Consider the following 21,516-nt stretch of genomic DNA (forward strand, 5'->3'; position numbering starts at 1 on the left):
CGGGGGGATAGGATCGCCCAGGCGTTCCCGTCTCCCCCGCTTCCGGATCCGCACCGCTGATGTCTTCCACCCCGCAGAGCCCCTCGCCGGCGCTGCCTGCCGGCGCGCCCCCGGGGCTTGGCCGGCCGGCCGCCGCGGCGTTCGGCGCCTACGTCATCTGGGGCCTGTTCCCGCTCTATTTCTCTGCCCTGGCCGCGGTACCGTCGCTGGAGGTTCTGGCCGACCGGATCCTGGGCTCGCTGGTCGTGCTGATCTTCGTTGCCGCGGGCCATCGTCACCGGGCCGAGATCCGCGCCGTGATTGCCCGGCCCCGGGTGCTGGGCCTGCTCTGCCTCAGCGCCGTCGCCATCGCGGCCAATTGGGGGGTCTATATCTACGCGGTCCAGACCGGCCGCGCGGTCGATGCCAGCCTCGGCTATTACGTCAATCCGCTGGTCTCGGTGGTGCTGGGCGTGGTGTTCCTGCGCGAAAGGCCGCGGGCGATGCAGATCCTGGCCTTCTTCCTGGCGATCGGCGGGGTCGCCTGGATTGCGGGGGAAGGCGGCGGCCTGCCCTGGATCGCGATCGCGCTGGCCATGAGCTTCGGCACCTATGGGCTGCTGCGCAAGCTTGCGGCCGTCGGTGCCGTCGCAGGGCTTGCGATCGAAACCGCGGTGCTGGCGCCGGTGGCGCTTGGCTGGACGATCTTCGCGGCAGCCGGTGGTGCTCTGGCCATCCCCTCGGCAGGGCCGCTGCAGGTGCTGCTGCTGCTGGCCGCCGGGGCCGTGACCGTGGTGCCGCTGCTGATGTTCGGCTTTGCGGCGCCGCGCCTGCCCCTCGGCCTGCTGGGCTTTCTGCAATACGTCAATCCGACCTGTCAGCTCGCCGTGGCTGTGTTTCTGCTGGGCGAAACCGTCTCCGAGGCGCAAGGTGTGGCCTTCGTTCTCATCTGGATCGCGCTCGCGCTCTATACCGGTGATGCGGTAGTGGCCCGACGCCGTTCTCTGCGCTAAAGTCCTCGGCCATGCGCACGCTTTATCATCACTGGCTGAACCCTGGTTGCCGCGTGGTCCGACTGGCCCTCGGCGAGAAGCAGCTCGATCACGATCTGCAGCTCGAAAAGGCGTGGGAACGCCGCACCGAGTTCCTGAGGCTCAATCCGGCAGCCGTGCTTCCGGTTCTGGTTGAAGCCGACGACACCGTGGTCGCCGGCCATCGCACCGTGCTCGAATATCTGGAAGAGGCCTATCCGGAACATCCCCTGCTGCCGCGCCGGCCGGGCGACCGCGCCGAGGTGCGCCGGCTGATCGACTGGTTCGACCACAAATTCTCCGACGAGGTCACCCGCAATCTCGTGGGGGAGAAGGTGGACAAGCGCCTGGCAGGCTTGGGACAGCCGACTTCGGCCGCGATCCGCGCGGGCCTCGCCAATATCAACTATCACCTGGAATACGTGGCCTTCCTGACCGAGCGGCGCAAATGGCTGGCCGGCGACCAGCTCTCGCTGGCCGATCTGGCCGCTGCCGCCCATCTTTCGGCGATCGACTATCTGGGCGATGTGCCCTGGGTCCGCCATCCGGTCGCCAAGGAATGGTATGTCCGGATCAAGTCCCGGCCGAGCTTCCGGCCCATGCTCAAGGACCGGATCATCGGCATTGCGCCCGCGGCGCATTATGGCGACCTCGATTTCTGATCGGCGCCCGCCCGCGCCGCCACCGCCCAGGCGCAAGGGGCCGCCGCTCGACCTCGACCCCGCCGGCTGGACGGCGGCGATCCGCGCCAGGGCCAGGGAGATCGGCTTCGATGCCGTGGGCTTCGCCCCGGCCCGCCTTCCCCCTGCGACGGGCGAGGCGCTCGACCGGTTCGTCGAACTCGGCCGCCATGGCGACATGCGCTGGATCGAGGACCGGATCGACTGGCGCCGCAGCCCCGATGCGCTCTGGCCCGAGGCACGCAGTGCCATCGTACTCGCCCAGAATTACGGGCCGGACATCGATCCCCTCGCCAATCTCTCCCACCCTGAGACCGGCAGCCTGTCGGTCTATGCCCGGGGCGACGACTATCACGAGGTGATCAAGGCAAAGTTGCGCCGTCTGGCCCGCTGGCTGTGGGACGAAAGCGCGGTCGAACTCAAATTCTTCGTCGATACTGCGCCGGTGATGGAAAAGCCGCTGGCGGCGCTGGCCGGGCTGGGCTGGCAGGGGCGTCACACCAATCTGGTTTCGCGTGATTTCGGATCCTGGACCTTTCTTGCGGTGATGCTGACCGGGCTCGACCTCGTCCATGACCGCCCCCATGGCGATCGCTGCGGCAGCTGCCAGGCCTGTCTGGATGCCTGTCCGACGGATGCCTTCCCGGCGCCTTATGAACTGGATGCCCGGCGCTGCATTTCCTATCTCACCATCGAACTCGACGGGCCGGTGCCGGCGGAGTTCCGGGCCGCCATGGGCAACCGGATCTATGGCTGCGACGACTGCCTGGCGGTCTGCCCCTGGAACAAGTTCGCGAGAGGGGCCGCCGAGACGAAGCTGGCGGGCCGCGAGGCGTTGACGGCGCCGGCGCTTGCCGATCTGGCCGGACTGGACGATGGCGCATTCCGCACCATGTTCGCGAAGACCGCCGTCAAGCGGATCGGCCGCGACCGCTTCGTCCGCAATGTCGCGATCGCGATCGGCAATTCCGGGCGGCCCGATCTGGTGCCGGCACTCCGGCCGCTGCTGGCGGATGGTGCGGCGCAGGTCCGGGCGATGGCGGTCTGGGCGGCATCGCGGCTGATGTCGCCGGCTGAATTTGCAGGCGCGGCGGCCGGGCGGTTGCCGGGCGAAACCGATCCGGTGGTGCTGACCGAATGGCGGGCTGCCGGTGTCCTGTCCGAGGAGGGGCCATGACCGACCACCCCGCCGATCACGAGGCGACCGATCCCGTGGCCCTGCTTCGCCCTGTGGCGGGCCATGGAGGCCTGCTGTTCTGCTTCGGCCTCGGCTTTTCCGCCCGGGCGCTGGCCCGGGCCTGGATGGCGGCGGGCGGCCGGGTGGCAGGTACCTGCCGGAGCGCCGGCAAGCGCGATCAGCTGGTGGCCGAGGGGATCGCCGCGCATCTGTTCGACGGCAGCGAAGCGATGGACGCCGCAGGTCTCGCGGATCTGGGACGGGCCGTGGCGATCCTGTCTTCGGTCGGCCCCGATGCCGGGGGCGATGCGGTGATCCGGGTTCACGGGGCGGATATTGCCGCCGCAGCGGCAGCCGGTGCGGCACGCGGTGCCGCGCCCTGGATCGGCTATCTGTCGACCACCGGGGTCTATGGCGATCATGGTGGCGGCTGGGTCGACGAGACCACACCGACCATCGCCGCCGCCGGCCGGGGCGGCCGCCGGGTGGCGGCGGAACAGGCCTGGTCGGCGCTGGCGCCCGAGGCGCCGGCCCATCTCTTCCGGCTGGCCGGCATCTATGGCCCTGGTCGGTCGGCGCTCGATACGGTCCGCGCCGGACGGGCGCATCGGGTGGTGAAGCCGGGCCAGGTCTTCTCGCGCATCCATGTCGACGACATCGCCGCCGTGCTGGCCGCCTCGATCGCCCGCCCCGCCCCCGGGCGCGCCTACAATCTCTGCGACGACGAGGCAGCCCCGCCCCAGGACGTGATCCTGCATGCCTGCGAACTGCTGGGGGTGACACCGCCGCCGGAAGTGCCGTTCGAGGAGGCCGATCTCAGCCCGATGGCGCGCAGCTTCTACGCCGACAACAAGCGGGTGCACAACAACCGGATCCGCGAGGAGCTGGGCGTGCGGCTGAAATACCGCACCTACCGGGAGGGGCTGGCCGCCCAGCTTGCGGCGGAAGCGGCGCGCCGGTAGCGGCGGTCAGGCGGGAAGCCGCAGATACCGGCCAATGCCCACCCGGGCGAGCAGGTCCGGGTCGTGGCTGACCAGGACCAGGGCGCCATCCCAGGCGGCAAGTGCGGTCTCCACCGTCTCGGTCGACTCCAGATCCAGGTGATTGGTGGGCTCGTCGAGCAGCAGCAGCTCCGGCGGTTCCGCCTGGCCGAGCAGGCAGGCGAGAGCGACCCGCACCCGCTCGCCGCCGCTCAGCATGGCCGTCTGCCGCAATGCGGCGTCACCGCGGAACAGGAAGCGTGCAAGGGTTGCGCGCAGGGCTTCCTCGCCGGCATCGGGCGCATGGCGCCGCAGATTGTCGAGCAGGCTGAGCGCCGGATCGAGCAGATCCGCATGCTGGTCGAGCAGGGCGATCCGGCCGGGGCGTCGGACCGAACCGCTGCGGGGCAGGTCCAGCCCGGCGGCGATCCTGAGCAGCGACGTCTTGCCGGCACCGTTCGGGCCCGTAATCGCGATCCGCTCCGGCCCCGTGACGCTGAGATCGGGCAGGGAGATGCCGGCCGCCGTTACGACATCGCGCATGTCGAGCAGCTCCCGCCCACGGGCGAGACCTGTTGCGGGCAGTGAGAAAGCCGGCCGGCCGGTCAGGTCGAGCGCGGCGCGGGCGGCCGTCAGGTCGCCTGCTGCCGTCTCCAGACGCCTTGCTGCCAGCCGGTTCCCGCGGCCCCGGCTGCGTTCCGCCCGATCCTGTCGGGCATCGAGCAGGATCTTCGGCATGTCGCCGCGGGCGCGATGCCGGCGGCCGGCGGCGTCGCGGCGATCCTGACGCGCGGCCGCCGCCGAGGCCTCGCGCTTTGTCCGGCTCATCTGATCCCGGGCGGCGGCCATGGCGGCATGGGCCGCGGCTTCCCGGGCCGTGCGCGCGGCAAGCCAAGCCTCGCTGCCGCCTGTGTGGTGGAAGACCCGGCCCGGCGCCAGTTCCAGAATGCGGGGCAGGCCGCGCAACAGGTCCCGGTCATGAGACGCGATGATCAGCCCGCCCGTCCAGTCTGCGATGAGAGAGGCGACCGCCTGCCGCCCGCTCTCGTCCAGATGGTTGGTCGGCTCGTCCAGCAGCAGCAGATCCGGTTCGGCCAGGATCGCGCCTGCAAGCCGCAACCGGGCGCGTTCGCCACCGCTGAGGGTCGCGACGGGGCGGCGGACATCCAGGTCCGCAAGGCCCATCCGGGTCAGTGCCGCGATGATCCGGGCTTCAAGGCCCCAGTCGATGCGGGCTGCGTCACGGGCGTCGATGCGCCCCGTCAGCGCGCGGTCGATGAGGTCGAGCGCGGCCCTCTGGCCGATCAGATCGGCAATGGTCAGATCCGTCGGCGTGCCTGCCGTCTGGTCGAGCAGCAGGCAGCCGGCCGGCCGGACGATCCGACCGGCCGCGGGAGAGGCATGGCCGCTGATGATCCGGAGCAGGGTCGATTTGCCACTGCCGTTGCGACCGACGAGACCAAGGGACTCTTGGCCCAGATCGAGATCGAGCCCTGAAAAAAGCTCACGCCCCCGGGGATCGATCGCGGCAATGCCGCGGAGGCTGAGGTGCACGGTGGTGGATGACATGGAGAGCCTTCGGAACGGAACGACGACACGGGGTGATGCGGTCGGTCGTCGTTCCGATCATCGGCAGGGCACTCCTGAAGGCTGCGGCGTCTGAAGGTCCCCGATATGTGGGGAGCCGCGGCCCCGGATCAATCCGCTTCGACCACCAGCCGGCACACCTCGTCGAGGGTGCGGGTCAGCATGGCGATGTCGGAAGGCGTCGAAAGCCGATGATCGCCGCCTTTGACCAGCTCGAGCCGGAGATCGGTGGTGGTCAGTGCCGCGGCGGTTTCCAGCGACAGCCGCCAGGGCACGTCGGGATCTTCCAGGCCGTGGAGCAGGCGCACCGGCCCTTCGAAGGGGATGGGGCCGTCGAGCACCAGATTGTCGCGCCCCTCTTCGATCAGCCGGCGGGTGATCACCGTGGGCTCCGGGTCGTATTCCGATGGGATCTCCAGGCGGCCGTCGCGGAGCAGCATCGCCTGCTGGTCGGCGGTCATGTCGGGCCACATCAGCCTTTCGGTGAAGTCGGGCGCCGCGGCGATGCCGATCATGCCCTTCACCCGATCAGGGCGGGCCAGGGCGACGCGCAGCATGATCCAGCCGCCCATGCTGGAGCCCACCAGGACCAGCGGGCCGTCGGTCAGGCGATCGATCATCACCAGCGCATCTTCGACCCAGCGGCCGATGCAGCCGTCTTCGAAGGCGCCGTCTGAGATGCCGTGACCGGAATAGTCGAACCGCAGATAGGGCCGGCCGGTGCGGGCGCAGAACCCGTCGAGCGCCATGGCCTTGGTGCCGGTCATGTCCGAGCGGAACCCGCCCAGGAACACGACGCCCGGCCCGGGCGCCCAGAGCTTGGGCAGATGGCGATGATAGGCCAGATGCACGCCGTCGCCGCGATCGATGCGGCCGGTATCGGAACCGGCGGGATGGGCGGGGTCGGCGGAAGAAGTGGGGGTGGACACGCGATCCTCCATTTGGGGGATAAGGTTGGATGTGGATGAGGGCGGGCGTGACGGGCCGGATGCATGACAGGTGGACCGGTGACCATTTCGGGGCGTGAGCAGCCCGGACTTCTGCCGGAAAGGTCGCTCGTGTAGTCTGTGGGCGGATCCGGCCGGGTGGCCGGGCCAGCCGTGCCCGTGCCCGCATGGAGCCCTGAACCCGGTGCAATCGGACGATATTAGCAGCAAGCCCGCCCATGACCCAAACGACGGTCCTGTGACGCCCCCCGCGTCGGCCTTCCGGCCGCGCACCGTTCTTCAGGTGCTTCCGGCGCTGGGACCGGGGGGTGTGGAGCGCGGCACCGTCGACATCGCCGCCGGCCTGATCGCCGCCGGCTGGCGTGCCGTCGTGGCCTCGGCGGGCGGACCGCTGGCCGTGGAACTGGAGCGGCTGGGCGGCCGGCATGTCACCCTGCCGCTGGCGACGAAGCGCCCCTGGGCGATCCGCGCCAATGCCGGGCGGCTTGCCGATCTGATCCGGGAAGAGGGGGTCGACCTGGTCCATGCCCGCTCTCGCGCACCGGCCTGGAGCGCTTTTATGGCGGCGGAGCGCACCGGCACCCCCTTCGTGACCACCTTTCACGGCACCTATGGTCACGGCAGCTGGCTGAAGCGCCGCTACAACGCGGTGATGACCCGCGGCCGGCCGCTGATCGCCATCTCGGACTTCATCGCCGACCATCTGCAGACGGTCTATGGCGTCGATCCGGCCGTGATCCGGACCATCCCGCGCGGGGTGGATGTTTCGAAATTCCATCCGGCAGCGGTCTCGGCCGACCGCATCATCGCACTCGCCCGCCGCTGGCGGCTGGACGAAAGCCGGGCACTGATCCTGATGCCGGGCCGGCTCAGCCGATGGAAGGGGCATATCGTGCTGCTTGATGCGCTGGCCGAGCTTGGGCGGCGCGATGTGCAATGCGTGATGGTGGGCGCCGCCCCCGGCACCGAGAGCTACCGCGCCGAAGTCGAGCAGGCGATCCGGGATCGCGGGCTGGAAGATGTGGTGGGCATTGCGGATGCCGAACGCGACATGCCGGCGGCCTACATGCTCGCCGATGTGGTGGTGTCGCCGGCGACGGAGCCCGAGGCTTTCGGCCGGGTGCCGGTGGAGGCCCAGGCGATGGGCCGCTGGATCATCGCCACGGATCATGGTGGCGCGCGCGAGACCGTGGACACGAATATCGGCGGCATGCTTGTGCCGCCGGGGGATGCCGAGGCGCTGGCCCGGGCGCTGGGGCTGGCCCTGACCATGGATCCGAAGGCGCGGGCCGCTGCGGCGCGTGCGATGATCGCCCATGTCGACGGCCGCTTCACCCTTGCCCGGATGCAGGCATCCACGCTGGCGGTCTACGAGGAGGCGCTGGCCCGGGGGCGACCGGTATGAAGAGGGCACAGAAGATCGTCGTGCCGCCAATGCCGGATCCGAAGGCCCGGGTGCTGGTGATCAAGCATTCCGCCTTCGGTGACGTGATCCTGGCGCTGGGGCCGATGAAGGCGATCCGCCTGGCCCATCCGGAGGGCCGCATCACCCTGCTGACCACGAAGCCTTATGCCGGGCTGCTGGACCAGAGCGGGCTGTTCGACGAGATCTGGATCGACGAGCGCCCCAAGGCCTGGCAGTTCGGCAAGGTCCGCGATATGCGACGCCGGCTGAATGCCGAAGGCTTCGAGCGGGTCTACGACCTGCAGACCAGCGATCGCAGCAGCAGCTATTTCCGCCTGTTCGACCGGCCGCGGCCGCTCTGGTCCGGCATTGCGCCCGGATGCGCGTTGCCCCATGCCAACCCGCAACGCGACCACATGCACACGCTGGAGCGTCAGGCCGAACAGCTGGCCATGGCCGGGATCACCCGGGTGCCGGCGCCGGATCTCGGCTTCCTGAAGGCGGATCTGTCCGGCTTCGATCTGCCGGGGCGGTTCGGTCTGCTGGTGCCGGGTGGCGCCGCGCATCGCCCGGGCAAGCGCTGGCCGGCCGCGAAGTATGCCGAGACCGCGGGGCTGCTTGCCGATCAGGGCATCGTGCCGATGCTGATCGGCACGAATGCCGAGGCCGGGGCGATCGATGCGGTGGTGGCTGCCGAGCCGCGGGCGGTGTCGCTGCAGGGGCGCACCAGCTTTGCCGAGATCGCAAGTCTTGCCCGGCGTGCGGCGATCGCGGTGGGCAACGACACCGGGCCGATGCATCTGATCGCCGCGGTCGGCTGCCCCTCGCTCAGCCTGTTCTCGAAGGAGAGCGACCCGCAGCTGACCCGTCCCCGGGGGCCGCGCGCCTCGTGGTTGCGGTCGGATCGGCTTGCCGATCTGTCGGTCGGAGAGGTCGCGACCGCCATCCGCCGGCTGCTCGAGACGTGACCGGGGCTAAGTTGCCGTTCAAGAAAGACTTGCACGACACCGGACCGTGACTATCCTTCTGTCATATCGGCGACGCGCATGTGCGCGTCGACCCCGCCTCATGCCCTGTTGCCTGGTTCAAGAACCATCCCGTCGTCACCATATCCGGTTCTGATCGACCGGTGTCGTGCCCGGGCATGGGCTTCCTGATCCGGCCCGCAGGGTGCGGGTTTCCGGTCGGCAATCGAAAGGGGACTGACCATCGCTAGAAGACCAATGCCGGTGGCGCCGAACGCGAATCGCGACGCCCATCGCATCAATGAAGCCATCCGCGTGCCGCAGGTGCGTCTGATCGACGCCGACGGCAACATGATCGGTATCGTCTCCCGGGACGACGCCCTGAACCGCGCTGCCGATGCCGGGCTCGACCTGGTTGAAGTCGCGGCTCAGGCCGAACCGCCCGTGTGCAAGCTTCTCGACTACGGCAAGTTCAAGTACGAGTCGCAGAAGAAGGCCCAGGAGGCCCGGAAGAAGCACAAGACGATCGAGATCAAGGAACTCAAGTTCCGGCCGAACATCGACGACAACGACTACAACGTCAAGATGAAGCATGCCGTCAAGTTCCTGACCGAAGGCGACAAGGTGAAGATCACCATGCGCTTCCGCGGTCGTGAAGTGACGCACCAGGATCTGGGCATGCGCGTCCTGATGCGGGTTGCGGGTGATCTTGTCGAACTGGGCAAGGTCGAGCAGCGCCCGACCCTTGAAGGTCGTCAGATGACCATGGTGCTTGCACCGCTCGTCCAGCCGGGCGAGAAGGCCGAAGGTGCGGACAAGGCCGCCGAAAAGGCATGAGCTGACCGGTCTCGTGCCTGCTGGCTTGCGATGGGCGCCGGGACCCGTGGGATCCCGGCTGCCTTTTCGGCAGCGGCGTGCGTCCTGCACTTGCCAAGTGCCGGTGGCGTCGCTATAAAGCCGGCTTCGAAACGCCGGGACGGGCGACCGTTCCGCGCGACATGGTGGCCGTGGCTTCTGGCATGCCCGTCCGCCATGGATGCTCCGCATCGTCCCATGCCGTTCCTGACGGTCCCGGGGGATGCGACCTGAACAGACGGAGAGCAAAATGCCAAAGCTGAAGAGCAAGAGCGGCGCCAAGAAGCGGTTCCGCCTGACTGCGAGCGGCAAGGTCCGCCGCGCCAGCGCCTTCCATCGTCACTGCATGTCGTCCAAGACGCAGAAGCAGAAGCGCAACAGCCGCAAGACCCAGATCCTGACGGCTGCCGACGCGAAGATCGTCAAGCAGTTCCTGCCCTACGCCTGACCGGCTCCCGGCGGACGACGACAGAAGATGCAGTGTCCGGCCGATGCCCGGCCGGCTCCGAATGATTTCCATCGGGAGTACAGACGATGGCCCGTGTGAAGCGCGGCGTGACGTCCCATGCGCGCCACAAGAAGGTTCTGAAGCTGGCCGAGGGCGCCCGTGGCCGCTCGTCCAAGACGATTCGCGCAGCCAAGCAGCGCGTCGACAAGAACCTGCAATACGCCTACCGCGACCGCCGCGTCCGCAAGCGCCAGTTCCGCGCGCTGTGGATCCAGCGCATCAACGCCGGTACGCGTGAGTTGGGCATGACCTACAGCCAGTTCATGGCCGGCCTGAAGGCCGCGGCCATCGAGATGGACCGCAAGGTCCTGTCGGATCTGGCCGTGCACGAGCCCGCAGCCTTTAAGAGCCTTGTCGAGCAGGCGCAGAGCGCTCTCGCCAAGGCCGGTGCCTGAGAGACGCGGATACCGGGCGGTGACGCCCGGTAACCCGGATCCGGCACAGAAGGACGCCGATCGAAGCGAGGGGGCCCGCGCCTGCGGGACCCCTCGTTTTGCGTTCTGAGCCAGGTTTATCCGGAAGAGCGCGGTGTCATCGAATCGTCACCGGTGAACGCGCATTCTGCCCCTCCGTCGGATCCAAGACTCCGTCGGAACTCAGACGTCCGATCCGCATAAGACCGTCGAGCCAAACTGATCCCGAGGCCTCCATGACCGACATCGACAGCCTGAAGGAGGAGATCGAGGGGCGCATCGCCGCTGCCGCCGATCTCGACGCGCTCGAAGAGGTGCGCGTTCAGGCCTTTGGCCGCAAGGGCCGCATCACCGAGATGCTGAAGGGCCTGGGCGCCCTGGACCCCGAGGCGCGCAAGGCGACAGGCCAGGCGCTGAACCAGGTGCGCGACCAGCTGCAGACGGCCCTGGAGGCCCGCCGCGAGGTGCTGAAGGCGGCGGCCCTGGATGCCCGTCTCGCGGCCGAGCGGATCGACGTCACCCTGCCGGTGCGACCCGAGCCCCAGGGCCGCATTCACCCGATCTCGCAGGTGATCGACGAACTGACGGCCATCTTCGCCGATATGGGCTTCCAGGTGGCCGAAGGTCCGCAGATCGAGACCGACTACTACAACTTCACCGCGCTCAACATCCCGCCGGAGCATCCCGCCCGGCAGATGCACGACACTTTCTACGTCCGCGGCAAGGCCGAAGACGGTGCCAACCTGGTGCTGCGCACCCACACCTCGCCGGTGCAGATCCGCACCATGGAGGCGGGCAAGCCGCCTTACCGGATCATCGCGCCGGGGCGGACCTATCGCAGCGACAGCGACATGACCCACACCCCGATGTTCCATCAGGTGGAGGGGCTGGTGATCGATCGCGACATCACCATGGCGCATCTGAAGGGCTGCCTGATCGAGTTCGCCAAGGCCTTCTTCGAGGTCGACGATCTGCCGGTGCGTTTCCGGCCGAGCTATTTCCCCTTCACGGAACCGTCGGCCGAGATGGATATCGGCTGCCAGCGCGGCGGCGGCGAACTCAAGATCGGCAATTACGGCGACTGGCTGGAGATCCTGGGCTGCGGCATGGTCCACCCCAAGGTACTGGCCATGGCCGGCATCGACCCCAACGAGTATCAGGGCTTCGCCTTCGGCATGGGCATCGAACGCATCGCCATGCTGAAGTACGGCGTGCCGGATCTGCGCACCTTCTTCGAGGGCGATCCGCGCTGGCTGAAGCATTACGGCTTCGCGGCGGCCGATCTGCCGACGCTTGCCGGCGGTCTGACGCGCTGAACGGAGATCACTCGCGATGAAGTTCACCCTGTCCTGGCTGAAGGACCATCTCGACACCGATGCCGATCTGGACCGGATCGCGCTGGCGCTGACCGCCGTCGGGCTCGAGGTCGAAGAGATCACCGACCGGCGCGCGGCCCTCGCGCCGTTCACCGTCGCCCATGTCATCTCGGCCGAGAAGCACCCGGATGCCGACAAGCTCCGGGTCTGCCGGGTCGATACCGGCGATGGCGAGGTTCAGGTCGTCTGCGGCGCCCCCAATGCCCGCACCGGCATGAAGGCGGTTTTCGCCCGTTCGGGCCTGACCGTGCCCGGCACCGGGCTGACGCTCAAGCCCTCGAAGATCCGCGGCGTCGAAAGCAACGGCATGCTGGTCTCGATGCGCGAGATGGGCCTGTCGGACGAGCATGACGGCATCATCGAGATGCCCGGGGATGCGCCGCTCGGCCAGCCCTTCGCGCCGGTGCTGGGCGTCGACGACCCGGTCATCGAGATTGCGATCACCCCCAACCGGGGTGACTGTCTGGGCGTGCGCGGCATTGCCCGGGACCTGGCCGCCGCCGGTCTCGGCACGCTGAAGCCGCTGGAGGCGACCCCGGTTGCCGGCCGTTTCCCGAACCCGGTCGCCATCCGGATCACCGATGACGCCAAGTCCGGCTGCCCGGTCTTTGCCGGGCGTACCATCCGCGGCGTGACCAATGGTGTGGCGCCCGACTGGATGCTGCGCCGGCTGACCGCGGTCGGGCTCAGGCCGATTTCGGTGCTGGTCGACATCACCAACTATGTGTCGCTGGATCTGGGTCGGCCGCTGCATGTCTTTGACGCGAAGAAGCTGACCGGCGATCTGACCATCCGCACCGCCGCCGAGGGCGAAAGCCTGAAGGCGCTGGACGAGCGGACCTATGCGCTGGGTGCCGGCCGCGATGTGGTGATCGCCGACGATGCCGGGGTGCAGAGCCTGGGCGGCATCATGGGTGGCGAGGCGACCGGCGTCGACGAGACCACCACCGAGGTGGTGCTGGAATGCGCCTGGTTCGATCCGAAGCGGATCGCCGAAAGCGGCCGGGCCCTCTCGATCCTGAGCGATGCCCGCTATCGGTTCGAGCGCACCGTCGACCCCGAGACGGTGCTGCCGGGCACCGAGATTGCGACCGCGCTGATCCTGAAGCTTGCCGGTGGCGAGGCATCCGAGGTCACGGTTGCGGGCGAGGTGCCGGGCTTCGATCGGGTCATCGGCTTCCGCCCGGCGCGGGTGGAAAGCCTGGGCGGCATCGTCGTCGATCCGGCGGCGCAGGCCACCATCCTCACCCGCCTCGGCTTCGACGTGGTGCAAGAGAGCGACGCCCTCTGGCAGGTCCGGGTGCCGAGCTGGCGCCAGGACGTCGAGGGCGAGGCGGATCTGGTCGAGGAGGTGCTGCGCATCAACGGCTATGACGCCGTGCCGCCGGTGCCGCTGCCGCGGGTGGATGTGGTGACCCGCACCGCAGCCAACGACCGGCGTCGCCGGGCCGGCTGGGTCCGCCGCGATCTGGCCGCCCGCGGCCTGGTCGAGACGGTGAACTACTCCTTCCTGACCGCGGCCGCCGCCCGGCGCTTCGGCGGCGGAGCGGACGAGCTGCATCTGCTGAACCCGATCTCGGCGGATCTGGAAGTGATGCGGCCCACCCCGCTCGCTTCTCTGGTCATGGTGGCCGGTCGGGCTGCCGCCCGTGGCGAGTTGGACGGCCGGTGGTTCGAGGTCGGGCCCGGCTGGCGCGGCATCGCACCCGCCGACCAGCGCAACCTGGCGACCGGTCTGCGTACCGGCCGCACCGGGCCGCGCAGCTGGACCGGGCAGCCGCGGCCGGTCGACGTCTTCGATGCCAAGGCCGACATCCTGGCGGCGCTTGCGGCGGCGGGCATGGATGCCGACAAGGTGCAGATCGTCGCCGGCGAGGCGCCCGGCCACTACCATCCGGGCCGGTCGGCCGCGATGAAGCTGGGGCCGAAGCTGACGCTGGGCTTCTTCGGTGAGCTGCATCCGCTGGTGGTCGAGGCTCATGACGTGAAGGGGCCGGCCGTCGGCTTCGAGCTGGATCTCGACGCCCTGCCGGAGCCCAAGCGCAAGGCCGACCGGACCCGTCCGGCGTTGGTGCTGCACGACCTGCAGCCGGTCGAGCGCGATTTCGCCTTCGTGGTCGATGCCGGGGTTGCGGCCGAGGCGCTGATCAAGGCGGTGCGTGGCGCCGAGAAGAAGCTGATCACCGACGTCTCGGTCTTCGACCGCTACGAGGGTGAGCGGCTGGGCGCCGGCAAGGTCTCGCTTGCGGTGTCGGTGACCCTGCAGCCGGTGGAGCGCACACTGACCGATGCCGAAATCCAGGCGGTGTCGGACCGGATCGTCGCGGCGGTCACCAAGGCGACGGGGGCCGTGCTGCGGGGCTGACGGGGGCCGGCAGCTCCGGACGAAACAGCCACGACAAAAAAAGCCGGGGGCGGCACGGGGTGTGACATGCGTCGCAGACCGTGCCGCCCCTGCGTTTTTGACACGATCCATTTTTGCTGCGCTGCCGTATGATTGTCATCCGGGTGTCATTCGGAACGGTTGCGGCATTGATGGCGCCCGGAAACACGCCCATATGCGGTCGGCCTGCATGCGGTGGGGCGGCTGTACCCTCCGCCAGATCGCCACATTTCTTGCCATACCTGTCCGTCAGAGGCTGCCGGCGCATGTCCGAAGTCGATCAACTGTTGCTTGCCCGGGAAAAGAAGGGCGTGCGCTTTGCGCTGGTTGCCCGGCTCGGCATGCTCGGCATCGTCTTCGGGTTGCACGTCTTCCTCTATCACACCATCGGTGAACTGGCGCTGGTCGGTCTGCTCTGCGGCGGTGCTGCGATCGGTACCGCAGCCCTGCTGATGCATCTGGATCGCCAGGGCTGTCCCAAGCTGACCGGCTATCTGGCGACCATTCTGGATGTGCTGGTGCTGAGCGGGCTGCCGGTGATCTGGTATATCGGCACCGGCGCGGATCAGGTGGTCGGGCCGCAATTCTTCCTGCAGACCCGCATGACCGTCGGCGTGCTGATGGTGATGGTGGTGAATGCGCTCGCCTTCCGTCCGGCCTATCCGCTGGTGATCGCCGTCGGCTTCGTGGCGATCTATGGGGGTTTCTCGGGCATGATCCTGAATGATCCGCGCACGGCGATCACCACAGATCCGCTCGCGGCCATGACCGGCATGGGGGTGGCGCCGAGGCTGGTGGTCGCCGATATGGTGATCGTGATGGTGGTGGGGCTGCTGCTCGCCGTCATGACCCGGGTCGCCCGCCGCATGGCGGTTCAGGCGGTACGTCAGCAGCATGCCTCGGACCAGCTTCGCCGCTATTTCTCGCCGGCCGTGGCCGCCCGGATCGCCGAAGGCGGTGACGATTTCTTCCGCCCCGGCGGCGTGGTGCGCGAGGTGGCGGTTCTGTTCGCCGACATCCGCGGTTTCACCCACCTCTCCGCCCAGATGCCGCCCGCCCATGTGCTGGATCTGCTGCGCAGCTACCATGCCGAGATGGTCGCCACCGTCTTCGCCCATGGCGGCACGCTCGACAAGTTCATCGGCGATGCGATCATGGTGACCTTCGGCTCGGCCGAACCCGACCCCAACCCGGCCCGCCGGGCGCTGGAGACGGCGCTTGCCATGCGCGAGGCGCTGGAGCGGCTGAACCGGCGGCGGATCGCCGCAGGGGAACCGCCGCTCGCCCAGGATATCGGCGTGCATGTCGGCCCGGCGCTCGTCGGCAATGTCGGCACGCCCGAGCGGCTGGAACACACGGTGATCGGCGATACGGTCAACACTGCAAGCCGGATCGAGGCGGCGTGCAAACAGCATGGCCGTGACCTGCTGATCTCGGAGGCTGTGGTCGCCAAGGCCGGCGGGGGCTTCCTGCTCGAGCGGCTGGCGCCGACCGTGCTCGCCGGCAAGACCGACCCGATCCAGCTCTATGCGGTGCTGGGGCATACCGCGGCAGATCAGGATGAAGACGTGATCCTGCCGGGCCTCCACGCCACACCCTGGGTGGTGGAGATGGACGAGGCCGAAGACGAAGCGCCGGCCGTGGCCAACGGGCTGGTGCGCGGCGCCGCCTGAACCCGGTCTGCCTGCGCCGGCCCGCCGACGCCGATCCCGGTTGCCAGCGCCCCTTGCGGGCCTTATGTTCCCCGGCAACTCAAACGCTTGTGCCTGCCCGGCCCCTTGTGCCCATCCGGCTGACGGGGCCCGGCCCTTCGGGGATGTCCATGACCGACCTCGCGAACATCCGCAACTTCTCGATCATCGCCCATATCGACCATGGCAAGTCGACCCTCGCCGACCGCCTGATCGAGCGGCTGGGCGGTCTTCAGGGCCGCGAGATGAAGGAGCAGATCCTCGACTCGATGGATATCGAGCGCGAGCGGGGCATCACGATCAAGGCGCAGACCGTCCGGCTGACCTATGACGCCAAGGACGGCAAGACCTACGAGCTGAACCTGATCGACACGCCCGGTCATGTCGACTTCTCCTACGAGGTCAGCCGCTCGCTGTCGGCCTGTGAAGGCTCTCTGCTGCTGGTGGATGCCAGCCAGGGCGTCGAGGCGCAGACGCTCGCCAATGCCTATCTCGCCATCGACAATGATCACGAGATCGTGCCGGTGCTGAACAAGGTCGATCTGCCGGCGGCGGAACCCGAGCGCATCAAGCAGCAGATCGAGGACGTGATCGGGCTCGATGCCTCGCAGGCGATCCCGATTTCGGCCAAGACCGGTGTCGGCATCGACGATGTGCTGGAGGCCCTGGTGGCCCGCCTGCCGGCGCCTGCCGGCGATCCGGCCGCACCGCTGAAGGCGCTGGTCGTCGACAGCTGGTACGACCCCTATCTGGGCGTGGTCATTCTGGTACGGGTGAAGGACGGGACGCTCAAGAAGGGCGCCAAGATCCGCTTCATGGCGACGAAGCGTGCGCATCCGGTCGACCGGGTGGGCGTGTTCACGCCCAAGCCGCTGATGATCGACACGTTGGGCTGCGGCTCGATCGGTTTCATCACGGCCGGCATCAAGGACATCGCCGATGCCCAGGTCGGCGACACCATCACCGAAGAGGACCGGCCGGCGGCGGCCCCTCTGCCCGGCTTCAAGCCGACGGTGCCGGTGGTGTTCTGCTCGCTCTTCCCGGTCGATGCCAGCGATTACGAGCATCTGCGCGACAGCCTGGGCAAGCTCCGGCTCAACGATGCGGCGCTGCATTTCGAGCCCGAGACCTCGACGGCGCTGGGCCTCGGCTTCCGTTGCGGCTTCCTGGGGCTGCTGCATCTTGAGATCATCCAGGAGCGGCTGGAGCGCGAGTTCAATCTCGACCTCATCACCACCGCGCCGAGCGTGGTCTATAAGGTCTATAAGATCGACGGCTCGATCATGGAGCTGCACAACCCGGCGGACATGCCCGACCCGGTGCAGATCGACCATATCGAAGAGCCGATGATCAACGCCACCATCATGGTTCCGGACGACCATCTGGGCGCCGTGCTGAAGCTCTGCGAAGAGAAGCGCGGCCGGCAGAAGGAGCTGACCTATGTCGGCGGCCGGGCGATGGTCGTCTATGAACTGCCGCTGGCCGAGGTGGTGTTCGATTTCTATGACCGGCTGAAGTCGGTCAGCCGCGGCTATGCCAGCTTCGACTATCAGCTTCAGGGCTATGAGGAGAGCGATCTCGTCAAGCTGACCATCCTGGTCAACAAGGAGCCGGTCGACGCGCTGTCGATCATCGTCCACCGTGCCATGTCGGAGGGGCGTGGCCGGGTGATCTGCGAACGGCTGAAGGACCTGATCCCCCGCCAGATGTTCCAGATCGCGGTTCAGGCGGCGATCGGCGGCCGGGTGGTGGCACGTGAGACCGTGAAGGCACTGCGCAAGGACGTGCTGGCCAAGTGCTATGGCGGCGACGTCAGCCGCAAGCGCAAGCTGCTGGAGAAGCAGAAGGAAGGCAAGAAGCGCATGCGGACCTACGGCAATGTCGAGATCCCGCAGTCGGCCTTCATCGCCGCGCTCAAGATCGACGGCTGATCGACCGATCGACGGTCGTCCGGATAAAGTTGATGCTCGGGGTTGATGCACCCCGGGCATTTTTCGTCAGCGCCGCCGACTGAACCGCCGACGCCGGTCACCCTCGCCGCTTCTGCCGCCGGTTGCCAGCAGCAGGACGCCCAGCACGCCCGCCACCGCCCAGATCGGCAGTTCCAGAACCGTCCGCACCGGCGGCCACAGGCCGGGCCACAGGGCGTTCTCGATGCCGGCCTGCAGGCCGATCAGGCTGTTGCGGTCGATGGCTGCCCACAGGCTGGACAGGGGGATGATCTCCCATGTCCCCTGATACCAGGCCCCGACGGCTTCGAGACCGACGAGAACCAGGGCGGCGATGAGCAGCAGGAAGGCGAGGCTTCGGCGAACCGACATGCGGCAGACAATCTCCGTTCTGCGGGTGCAAGGACCAGCGACGACAAGCTTAGACCATCAACCCGTCTTGGCAACCGCCGCCGCACTTCGTCCGCCATGCGGTTCCGGCATATGCCCCGGCATGTCCAGGCTCCGACATGCCCTTGCCATTATCCCGGCCCGGACCCCAGATCGGCGGTTGCGCCCCGCCGTCGTCCAGCTATAATGCGCGCCGCCGGTCGACCGGGATGCACGCACCGCAAAGCATCCCAAGCAAGACAGTCGATCGGGCACAAGGCCGGAGGGATGGCCGAGCGGTCGAAGGCGCACGCCTGGAAAGTGTGTATACGGTAACACGTATCGTGGGTTCGAATCCCACTCCCTCCGCCACGCACCACCGATCTCCGCTCTCGGGTCCGATAGCGCCGCCGCTCACGGCGACGGGCGGACACTCGTCCGGCCTTGGGATATTGCAAGGTCGTTCGTCATGGCACCGCGGACGCCGTGGAAGCCGGCATGGCTGTCCGCCGTAGCAGAACGGCGACCATTGCCAGCGCGGCGACGGCGCAGAACCCCAGACCTGCCGACATGCCGAGCGCTGTATGAATGCCGAGCTGATGCATGATCAGGGCGAAGGCGAATGGTGCGACGGATCCCACGATCAGCCTGACCGACATGATCTGCCCCTGACGCCGGCCATAGCCGTCCGCGCCGAACAGGGCCAGCGGCAGCGTGCCGCCGACGATGCTGTAGAGGCCGTTGCCCATGCCGAACAGAACGGCGAAGGCCATGGCCCCGGCAATCGAAGGCGCGGTCAGCGTCAACAGTACCAGCGCACCCGGCAACAGGGCTGCGGCGACCGCAGCCAGGATGAGCTGCGACAGGTTGCGGCCGAAGATCATGTTGATCAACCTGCTCGCCACCTGGGATGGGCCGAAGAGGGCGCCGACCGTTACCCCGATGACCCCGAGGCCCAGGCTGCCCAGCATCGGCAGCATGTGAACCAGCACCGCTGAGCTGACGAAGCTCTGGAAGGCGAAAGCGGCCGCCATCAGGATGAACGCCGTTCGTCGGTTGGCAGGCGCGACGCTGCCCTGCGGGCTCTCGGGCGGGTCCGAGGCAGGCTGCCCGGCACGGAGCGTCTTCGGGTCCGCCTCCGCCGGGCGGCTCAGCCAGGCGTGTAACGGCACGCATAGCATGAGGTTGAGGGCCGCGAAGACGATGTAGACCTCGCGCCAGCTCATGAAGCCGTGCAGCCACGACGTGAACGGCCAGAACAGGGTCGAGGCGAAGCCGGCGATCAGGGTCAGCCAGACGATGCTGCGTTGGGCCGTCCGCGGATGACGCTGGACGAGCAGGGGGAAGGCCGCGCCGTACTGCACCATGGTCGACGCGATCTCGATGGCGATGAGGGCTGGCAGGAAGGTGAAACCGGAGGGCGCCGCCGCGCAGACCGCCAGTGCCAGCACTGCGGTGACGGAACCTGCGGTCATCACCCTGCCGGCACCGAAACGGTCGATCCATCGTCCGGACCAGGGGGCGATCAGACCGCCCGTGAGCAGCGCGATCGACAGGGCGCCGAATACCCATTCCTCCGGCCAGCCGAGATCCCGAGCCATGGCAGGCGCCAGGATGCCGAAGCTGTAATAGAGCGTGCCGTAGCCGATGATCTGCGTCAGGCCGAGCGCTGCAATATCGCTCCAGGCCCTGACATCCGACCTTTCCGTCAGGATCTGCATCAGCCGCCTGCCGCGCTGGCCGGCGCGCATACGGCGGGATGACCCTGGCAGCAGTCACGCATCAGGAAGTCGACGAGATCCGAGAGTGCCGGGTAGGCTGCGCTGTAGAGGATGGAGCGGCCGTTGCGACGGGAGGTGACAAGCCCTGCCTGCTGAAGCTGCCCGAGATGGAAGGACATGCGTGATGATGACGCACCCCCCATCGCCTCGCCGATGGCGCCGGCCGCCAGCCCGTCAGGTCCGGCGGTGACCAGAAGGCGCACGATCCGGAGCCTGGTCTCCTGGGAGAGTGCCGCGAAGGCTGTCAGTGCCTGCGGTTCGTCCATCATCATCTCCATATCTCAATGACTCATGAGATATGGAGATGATGATCAAGCTGTGGCGGATCCGCCATCACGCTTTGATGACATATGCCTGCGGGGGCGGTGTTCCGTGACGGAGCTACCCTCCGGCGATCACGGGCCGTCCATGCACCCTTGGCTCATGATCCAGGTGGTTATCGTGCATACGACCCACCGTGTGGGCGAGCGGCGGCCCGGCGCCCGGTTTCAAGGCCCTCGTCAGACCAGCGTCACCTTGCCGGTTGCGATGTCGTAGACCCCGCCCACCGCCTTGACACGGGTGTCGGCGATGGCCTGGGACAGAACCGGGGTTGCATCTGCCAGTGTGCTGAGGGTGTGGCGGACATTGCCGATGGTTGCATCGGCCAGCAGGTCTGCGGCCGGGCGGCCGGTCGCGGAGGACAGGACCACCGGCTCGATGCCCGGGCGCATGGCATCGATCAGGCCGGGCAGATGGCCGGGCAGGATGGTGCCGTTGCGGATGACGTCGATGGTGGCGGAAACCGCGCCGCAGCCGGAATGGCCCAGCACCATCACCAGCGGTACGCCCAGCACGGCCACGGCATATTCCAGGCTCGCGATGCCGTCGTCATTGGCGAAATTGCCGGCCAGGCGCACGACGAACACCTCTCCCGGCCCCTGGTCGAAAGCAAGTTCCGGGGCGATCCGGCTGTCGGCGCAGGAGATGATCGCCGCAATCGGGTATTGCGCCCGGGCGCGGGCGTCGCGGCCGGCCATGGGGTCGCGCGCTTCCGGTTTGCCCTCGGCCCAGCGGGCATTGCCGGCCATCAGCCGGGCCAGCGCGGCATCGCCGGTGACCACCGGCCGGGGCAGCGGATCGGCGGCCCAGGACGGTGCAGTACCGCCGACGGCGAGTGTGGTTGCCCCGGCGCCCAGCAGCCCCAGAAAGCTGCGGCGGCCGATCCGGGGATGTGAGGAGAGGTGGGGGGATGACGGGTGCGGCATCAGCGTCGCTCCTTTGCCCTATCATGGTTGTGCGAGACCGAAGGCAGAGTGCGGCCGGGGTGCATCCGGCATTTTTCCGGCGGCCGATGCACTTGATCATGGCGCTTTGTCGCGTCGTGCTCGATATATTTCCCCATCAGAGGTCGCCGATCGTTCACCGGCCGACCCGCAGCCGCAGACGCACCAGAGGACG

The 21,516-nt window shown here is 68.1% G+C and carries 19 protein-coding genes and 1 tRNA gene; 14 read left to right on the forward strand and 6 right to left on the reverse strand.

Translation table 11 applies throughout. From position 1 onward, the window contains the following. Nucleotides 1-59 precede the first annotated feature (59 nt). The 4 genes from rarD to TMO_RS00980 are packed head-to-tail and all read left to right on the forward strand — an operon-like array spanning nt 60 to nt 3,829. The gene (gene rarD / locus TMO_RS00965; protein ID WP_014743706.1) at nt 60-992 is read left to right on the forward strand and encodes an EamA family transporter RarD; all 933 of its coding nucleotides are present in this window, start codon (nt 60-62) and stop codon (nt 990-992) included. Nucleotides 993-1,003: 11 nt separating this feature from the next. Then, nucleotides 1,004-1,672 (forward strand): glutathione S-transferase family protein, encoded by a 669-nt coding sequence (locus TMO_RS00970; RefSeq protein ID WP_014743707.1) that lies wholly within the window; start codon nt 1,004-1,006, stop codon nt 1,670-1,672. Then, on the forward strand, nt 1,653-2,867 hold the full coding sequence (queG, locus tag TMO_RS00975; RefSeq protein WP_014743708.1) for a tRNA epoxyqueuosine(34) reductase QueG: 1,215 nt from the start codon (nt 1,653-1,655) through the stop codon (nt 2,865-2,867). Before TMO_RS00970 ends, queG begins: the two co-directional genes overlap by 20 nt. Beyond that, nucleotides 2,864-3,829 carry an SDR family oxidoreductase gene (locus TMO_RS00980; RefSeq protein ID WP_014743709.1) on the forward strand — a complete coding sequence of 322 codons (966 nt, stop codon included), beginning with the start codon at nt 2,864-2,866 and terminating at the stop codon, nt 3,827-3,829. Before queG ends, TMO_RS00980 begins: the two co-directional genes overlap by 4 nt. 6 nt (nt 3,830-3,835) lie before the next feature. Here TMO_RS00980 and TMO_RS00985 read toward each other — a convergent pair whose 3' ends face one another. Together TMO_RS00985 and TMO_RS00990 are read right to left on the reverse strand one after the other, a co-directional pair. Further along, complete coding sequence (locus tag TMO_RS00985) at nt 3,836-5,416, reverse strand: ABC-F family ATP-binding cassette domain-containing protein (RefSeq protein ID WP_014743710.1); 1,581 nt, start codon at nt 5,414-5,416, stop codon at nt 3,836-3,838. Nucleotides 5,417-5,544: 128 nt separating this feature from the next. Then, nucleotides 5,545-6,363 carry an alpha/beta fold hydrolase gene (locus tag TMO_RS00990; protein WP_014743711.1) on the reverse strand — a complete coding sequence of 273 codons (819 nt, stop codon included), beginning with the start codon at nt 6,361-6,363 and terminating at the stop codon, nt 5,545-5,547. Nucleotides 6,364-6,619: 256 nt separating this feature from the next. Here TMO_RS00990 and TMO_RS00995 point away from each other — a divergent pair, with 256 nt between their 5' ends. The 9 genes from TMO_RS00995 (at nt 6,620) to lepA (ending at nt 17,908) form a co-directional block, all read left to right on the forward strand. After that, the gene (locus tag TMO_RS00995) at nt 6,620-7,786 is read left to right on the forward strand and encodes a glycosyltransferase family 4 protein (RefSeq protein ID WP_041604771.1); all 1,167 of its coding nucleotides are present in this window, start codon (nt 6,620-6,622) and stop codon (nt 7,784-7,786) included. Next, on the forward strand, nt 7,783-8,754 hold the full coding sequence (locus tag TMO_RS01000; protein WP_014743713.1) for a glycosyltransferase family 9 protein: 972 nt from the start codon (nt 7,783-7,785) through the stop codon (nt 8,752-8,754). Before TMO_RS00995 ends, TMO_RS01000 begins: the two co-directional genes overlap by 4 nt. A 255-nt stretch (nt 8,755-9,009) precedes the next feature. Continuing rightward, entirely contained in the window at nt 9,010-9,588 is a 579-nt protein-coding gene (infC, locus tag TMO_RS01005) for a translation initiation factor IF-3 (protein ID WP_014743714.1), read from the forward strand. 268 nt (nt 9,589-9,856) lie between these two features. Continuing rightward, the gene (gene rpmI, locus TMO_RS01010) at nt 9,857-10,054 is read left to right on the forward strand and encodes a 50S ribosomal protein L35 (RefSeq protein ID WP_014743715.1); all 198 of its coding nucleotides are present in this window, start codon (nt 9,857-9,859) and stop codon (nt 10,052-10,054) included. An 86-nt stretch (nt 10,055-10,140) separates the two neighbouring features. Further along, complete coding sequence (gene rplT / locus TMO_RS01015) at nt 10,141-10,509, forward strand: 50S ribosomal protein L20 (RefSeq protein WP_014743716.1); 369 nt, start codon at nt 10,141-10,143, stop codon at nt 10,507-10,509. A 254-nt stretch (nt 10,510-10,763) separates the two neighbouring features. Then, nucleotides 10,764-11,843, forward strand: coding sequence for a phenylalanine--tRNA ligase subunit alpha (pheS, locus tag TMO_RS01020; protein WP_014743717.1), 1,080 nt, complete (start codon nt 10,764-10,766; stop codon nt 11,841-11,843). A 16-nt stretch (nt 11,844-11,859) separates the two neighbouring features. Then, nucleotides 11,860-14,268: a phenylalanine--tRNA ligase subunit beta gene (gene pheT, locus TMO_RS01025; RefSeq protein ID WP_014743718.1), complete on the forward strand. Its 2,409-nt coding sequence runs from the start codon at nt 11,860-11,862 to the stop codon at nt 14,266-14,268. Between the two features lie 284 nt (nt 14,269-14,552). After that, nucleotides 14,553-15,959, forward strand: a complete 1,407-nt coding sequence (locus tag TMO_RS01030; RefSeq protein WP_014743719.1) for an adenylate/guanylate cyclase domain-containing protein — start codon at nt 14,553-14,555, stop codon at nt 15,957-15,959. A 149-nt stretch (nt 15,960-16,108) separates the two neighbouring features. Continuing rightward, a complete protein-coding gene (gene lepA / locus TMO_RS01035; protein WP_014743720.1) occupies nt 16,109-17,908 on the forward strand; it encodes a translation elongation factor 4 in 1,800 nt (599 codons plus the stop codon). Between the two features lie 66 nt (nt 17,909-17,974). On the opposite strand, the gene TMO_RS01040 is transcribed toward lepA, so the two are convergent. Next, nucleotides 17,975-18,298, reverse strand: a complete 324-nt coding sequence (locus TMO_RS01040) for a hypothetical protein (protein ID WP_014743721.1) — start codon at nt 18,296-18,298, stop codon at nt 17,975-17,977. A 279-nt stretch (nt 18,299-18,577) separates the two neighbouring features. Here TMO_RS01040 and TMO_RS01045 point away from each other — a divergent pair. Next, nucleotides 18,578-18,667: transfer RNA gene (locus TMO_RS01045), tRNA-Ser, on the forward strand. 95 nt (nt 18,668-18,762) lie between these two features. Here the strand turns inward: TMO_RS01045 and arsK are convergent. The 3 genes from arsK to TMO_RS01060 form a co-directional block, all read right to left on the reverse strand. Beyond that, a complete protein-coding gene (gene arsK, locus TMO_RS01050; protein ID WP_041605191.1) occupies nt 18,763-20,016 on the reverse strand; it encodes an arsenite efflux MFS transporter ArsK in 1,254 nt (417 codons plus the stop codon). Next, nucleotides 20,016-20,342 (reverse strand): ArsR/SmtB family transcription factor, encoded by a 327-nt coding sequence (locus tag TMO_RS01055; protein ID WP_041605194.1) that lies wholly within the window; start codon nt 20,340-20,342, stop codon nt 20,016-20,018. Before TMO_RS01055 ends, arsK begins: the two co-directional genes overlap by 1 nt. Nucleotides 20,343-20,576: 234 nt before the next feature. Then, the gene (locus TMO_RS01060; RefSeq protein ID WP_014743724.1) at nt 20,577-21,323 is read right to left on the reverse strand and encodes a carbonic anhydrase; all 747 of its coding nucleotides are present in this window, start codon (nt 21,321-21,323) and stop codon (nt 20,577-20,579) included. Nucleotides 21,324-21,516: the final 193 nt, after the last annotated feature.

The organism is Tistrella mobilis KA081020-065, from assembly GCF_000264455.2.
GTDB lineage: Bacteria > Pseudomonadota > Alphaproteobacteria > Tistrellales > Tistrellaceae > Tistrella > Tistrella mobilis.